This window comes from Sphingopyxis sp. SCN 67-31 (genome assembly GCF_001725095.1).
The window spans coordinates 1-5,064 of the sequence record NZ_MEFH01000211.1 but is presented as its reverse complement, the minus strand read 5'-3'; the positions used below and the strand labels follow the sequence as shown (position 1 = coordinate 5,064).

At 65.0% G+C, this 5,064-nt stretch carries 4 protein-coding genes; all 4 read left to right on the top strand.

The window, feature by feature from the left end:
- Positions 1–1,500, top strand: a 1,500-nt coding sequence (locus ABS88_RS24235) for a DHA2 family efflux MFS transporter permease subunit (RefSeq protein WP_286750839.1), incomplete at its 5' end; no start/stop codon positions are given.
- Between the two features lie 48 nt (positions 1,501–1,548).
- Complete coding sequence (locus ABS88_RS24230; protein WP_286750838.1) at positions 1,549–3,432, top strand: ABC-F family ATP-binding cassette domain-containing protein; 1,884 nt, start codon at positions 1,549–1,551, stop codon at positions 3,430–3,432.
- A 123-nt stretch (positions 3,433–3,555) separates the two neighbouring features.
- Positions 3,556–4,644, top strand: a complete 1,089-nt coding sequence (hppD, locus tag ABS88_RS24225; protein ID WP_286750837.1) for a 4-hydroxyphenylpyruvate dioxygenase — start codon at positions 3,556–3,558, stop codon at positions 4,642–4,644.
- Positions 4,641–5,064: VOC family protein (locus tag ABS88_RS24220; protein WP_286750836.1), on the top strand; the 424-nt coding region annotated here is incomplete at its 3' end. The genes hppD and ABS88_RS24220, both read left to right, overlap by 4 nt.

Genomic DNA, 5,064 nt, shown 5'->3' with positions numbered 1-5,064 from the left:
CTGAGCGGCGTCAAGCTGCTCGCCGCGGCCTTCGCGCTCGCGCTCGCCAATTTCGTCGTCGTGCTCGATTCGACGATCGCCAATGTGTCGGTTCCCCACATCGCGGGCGGCCTTGCCGTATCGCCGACGCAGGGAACCTGGGTGATCACCAGCTATGCCGTCGCCGACGCGATCAGCGTCCCGCTCACCGGCTGGCTCGCCGCGCGGTTCGGCACGGTGCGCTGGTTCATCGTGTCGATCGTGGGTTTCGGCATCTTCTCCTTCCTGTGCGGCATTTCGCGCACGCTCGACGCGCTGATCCTGTTCCGCGTCCTGCAGGGGCTTGCGGGCGGGCCGCTGATGCCGCTGTCGCAGATATTGCTGCTGCGCATCTTTCCGAAGGAAAAGGCCGGTATCGGGCTCGCGATCTGGTCGATGACGACAACGACGGCGCCGATTCTGGGGCCGATTCTGGGCGGGCTGATCAGCGACAATTGGAGCTGGCCCTGGATTTTCTTCATCAACCTGCCCGTCGTCGCTGTCTGTGCCTTCGGCGTCGGCAGCATGCTTGGCGCGTTCGAGACGAAGAAGGCGAAGATGCGGATCGACATCGTCGGCCTCATCCTGCTCGTCCTGTCGGTCGGCTCTTTTCAGGTCATGCTCGACACCGGGCGCGAGCACGACTGGTTCGGATCGGCATGGATCGTCATGCTGGCGATCGTCGCCGCGATCAGCTTCGCTGCCTTTCTGATCTGGGAGCTGACCGACGCCAATCCGGTGGTCAATGTCCGGGTCTTCCGCTTTCGCGGCTTCAGTTTCGCGACCGTCGCCATCTCGCTCGGCTTCGGGGCCTTTTTCTCGCAGGTCGTGCTGACGCCGCTGTGGTTGCAGCAGGTGGCGGGCTACACCGCGACCGAAACCGGTTTCATCGTCGCGTGGATCGGCTGTTTCGCTGTGCTCTTCTCGCCATTGGCGGCGGGGCTGCTGACCAAGATCGATGTGCGGATCACCGTCTGCGCGGGCATCTTGTGGATGGCGCTGATGTCGATCCTGCGCGCGCGCTGGAATACCGACGTCGATTATTGGAGCCTCGCGTTGCCGCATCTGCTGCAGGGGATGGGCATGCCCTTCTTCTTCGTCGGGCTGACTGCGCTGGCGCTGAGTTCGGTACCGGCGAAGGATCAGACCTCGGCGGCCGGCCTGATGAGCTTCCTGCGCACCCTGAGCGGCGCGATCGGCACCGCCATCGCGACAACGGCGTGGGACGACGCAAGCCGCGTATCGCGCGCCGAACTGGTGCCCGCGCTCAACGGCGCGGCCGAGACGATGGACAAGATGCAGAATGCCGGGCTGACGACCGAACAGGCGCGCGCCGCGCTTGACCGGATCGTCGATGTCCAGGCTTCGACGCTCGGTGTGCTGCATATCTTCCTTGCAGCCGGGACGGTCTTCGTCATCGCGGCAGCGGCGGTGTGGCTGATCCCGCGGCCCAAGACGATCTCGATGGGCGCTTCGCACTAGCTCCGATCGGGCTTCGCACCGGCGGACAGCCGTGCTAGGCGCGCGCCCATGCTGACGATCAACAATCTGACCGTGCGACTGGGCGGCCGCACCATCCTCGACCGCGCGAGCGCCAGCCTGCCGCCGAAAAGCCGCACCGGGCTGATCGGCCGCAACGGTGCGGGCAAGTCGACGCTGATGAAGGCGATGATCGGCGAGCTGGAGGCCGACGACGGCGGGATTGAAATGCCGCGCAAGACGCGCCTCGGCTATATCGCGCAGGAAGCGCCGAGCGGCAGCGCGACGCCGTTCGAAACCGTTCTCGCCGCCGATACCGAACGCGCCGACCTGCTCGAACGATCAGAGATCGAAACCGACCCCGACCGGCTCGCCGACATTCACGAGCGGCTGATCGCGATCGACGCCTATACCGCGCCGGCGCGTGCCGCGCGCATCCTGATCGGGCTCGGCTTCGACGAGGATATGCAGGGGCGCCCGCTCGACAGCTTTTCGGGCGGGTGGAAAATGCGCGTCGCGCTCGCCGCGCTACTCTTTTCGAACCCCGACCTGCTGCTGCTCGACGAACCGTCGAACCACCTCGACCTCGAAGCGACGATGTGGCTTGAAAGCTTCCTTCGCTCCTATCCGGGGCAGCTTGTCGTGATCAGCCATGAACGCGACCTGCTCAACAATGTCGTCGACCATATTCTGCATCTCGAAGGCGGGAAGGTGACGCTCTACGCCGGCGGCTATGACGCGTTCGAGCGCCAGCGCGCCGAACGCGCGGCGCAGCTTGCGGCGGCGAAGGCGGCGCAGGACGCGCAGCGCGCCAAATTGCAGGACTATATCGCCCGCAACAGCGCGCGCGCCTCGACCGCGAAGCAGGCACAGTCGCGCGCCAAGCAACTCGCCCGGATGCAGCCGATTGCGGCGATCGCCGACGATCCGAGCCTGGTGTTCGATTTCCCGAGCCCCGGCGACGAACTCAAGCCGCCGCTGATCACGCTCGACCTTGCCAGCGTCGGCTATACGCCCGGCGCGCCGGTGTTGCGCCGCCTGAACCTGCGTATCGATCCCGACGACCGCATTGCGCTGCTCGGCCGCAACGGCAACGGCAAGACGACGCTCGCGCGCCTGCTCGCGGCGCAGTTGAAGCCCGAAGAGGGCGGCATGGCGGTCGCGGGCAAGATGCGCGTCGGCTACTTCACCCAATATCAGGTCGAGGAACTCGACGGCGCCGATACTCCGCTCGGCCATATGACGCGCGTGATGGCGGGCAAGACCCCCGGCGCGGTGCGCGCGCAACTGGGACGCTTTGGCTTTTCGGGTAACAGGGCGACGACCGAGGTCGGCAAGCTGTCGGGCGGCGAGCGGGCGCGGCTCGCGCTCGCGCTGATCACGCGCGAGGCGCCGCACCTCTTGATCCTCGACGAACCGACCAACCACCTCGACGTCGATGCGCGCGAGGCGCTGGTGCAGGCGCTTAACGGCTTCGAGGGCGCGGTGCTGATCGTCAGCCACGACCGCCATATGCTCGAACTCTCGGCCGACCGGCTGGTCCTGGTCGATGACGGAACCGCGCGCGATTTCGACGGCAGCATGGACGATTATGTCGCGTTCATCCTCGGCAAGTCGCCCTCCGGCGATGATGCGAAGGCGGCGCCCGCGAAGCCGAAGGATGCAAAGGCGGCGCGGCAGGAAGCGGCGAAGGCGCGCGAGGCCCAGGCGGCGTTGCGCAAGACCGCCAAGGATCATGAGGCGCGCGCGGCCAAGCTCGCGCAGCAGGTCAGCGCGATCGACCGCGCAATGTTCGACCCCGCGAGCGCCGACCCGGCGCTTGCCAAGCTGACGATGGGCGATCTCGCGCAGCGCCGCGGCAAGCTCGCATCCGAGCTGGAACGCGTCGAGGCGGCGTGGATGGAAGCGCTGGAGGCGATCGAGGAAGCGGCGTAGTCGCCAAGACAAGAAGCGTCGCCCCCCGCGCAGGCGACGGTCTATCTGAAGCGCCCCGGCATTGACTCGCGGTCCGCGATCCATCATAATAGTTTCAATTGAAACCACATTAAGGGACTGACCATGGCCGACCTGTTCGACAATCCGCTGGGCCTCGACGGCTTCGAATTCGTCGAATTTTCGGCGCCTGAAAAGGGCATGCTCGAACCGGTGTTCGAACGGATGGGTTTCACGCGCATCGCGCGGCACCGCTCGAAGGATGTGGCGCTTTGGCGGCAGGGCGACATCAACCTGATCGCCAATTACGAACCCAAATCGCCCGCGGCCTATTTTGCCGCCGAACATGGCCCGTCGGCGTGCGGCATGGGCTGGCGTTGCCGCGACGCGGCGCAAGCCTATGCCGAGGCGATTGCGCGCGGAGCCGAGCCGGTGGAGGTCAAGACCGGCCCGATGGAACTGCGCCTGCCCGCGATCCGCGGCATCGGCGGCTCGATCATCTATCTGATCGACCGCTATGGCGACGGGCTGAACATCTATGACATCGACTTCGTCTATGAAGATGGCGTCGACCGCCATCCCGAAGGGGCGGGGCTGAAGGTGATCAATCACCTGACGCACAATGTCTATGGCGGGCGCATGGCGCATTGGGCGGCCTTTTACGAACGCATCGCGGGTTTCCGCGAAATCCGTTATTTCGACATCAAGGGCGAATATACCGGTCTGACCTCGAAGGCGATGACCGCCCCCGACGGCAAGATCCGCATTCCGCTGAACGAAGAAGGCGCGGGCGGTGGCGGCCAGATCGAGGAATATCTGCGCGCCTATAATGGCGAGGGTATCCAGCATATCGCCTTCAGCTGCGACGATCTTTACGCGTCGTGGGACAAGCTCAAGGCGCTCGGCAATCCCTTCGCGCCGTCGCCGCCCGCAACCTATTACGAGATGCTCGCCGACCGCCTTCCGGGCCATGGTGAGCCGGTCGATGAACTGAAATCGCGCGGTATCCTGCTCGACGGATCGACGACCGAGGGCGATCCCCGCCTGCTGCTCCAGATTTTCGGGCAGACCGTGATCGGCCCCGTTTTCTTCGAATTCATCCAGCGCAAGAAGGATGAAGGCTTCGGCGAGGGCAATTTCACCGCGCTGTTCAAGTCGATGGAACTCGACCAGATCCGCCGCGGCGCGCTCAATGTCGAGGAGCCCGCCGAATGACGAGTCCGATCAAATTGGGCGGCGTCCACCACGCCGCCTATCGCTGCAAGGACGCGAAGGAGACGGTCGAATGGTATGAGGCCATGCTCGGCATGACCTATACGACCGCCTTTGCCGAGGATCATGTGCCGTCGACCGGCGAATATGATCCGTATATGCACGTCTTCCTCGACGCGGGGAACGGCAATATCCTCGCCTTTTTCGAGTTGCCGAACCAGCCCGACATGGGCCGCGACGAAAATACGCCCAAGTGGGTCCAGCACCTCGCCTTCAAGGTCGGCAGCTATGACGAGCTGGTCGGTGCCAAGGCGCATCTCGAGGCGAATGGGGTCGATGTGCTCGGCCCGACGCATCACGGCATCTTCAAGTCGATCTATTTCTTCGACCCCAACGGCCACCGCGTCGAACTGGCGTGCGACA

Bases quoted from the DNA above. Each gene is read 5' to 3' on its own strand.
- ABS88_RS24230 (WP_286750838.1), top strand. From the start codon at position 1,549: ATGCTGACGATCAACAATCTGACCGTGCGACTGGGCGGCCGCACCATC.
- hppD (WP_286750837.1), top strand. From the start codon at position 3,556: ATGGCCGACCTGTTCGACAATCCGCTGGGCCTCGACGGCTTCGAATTC.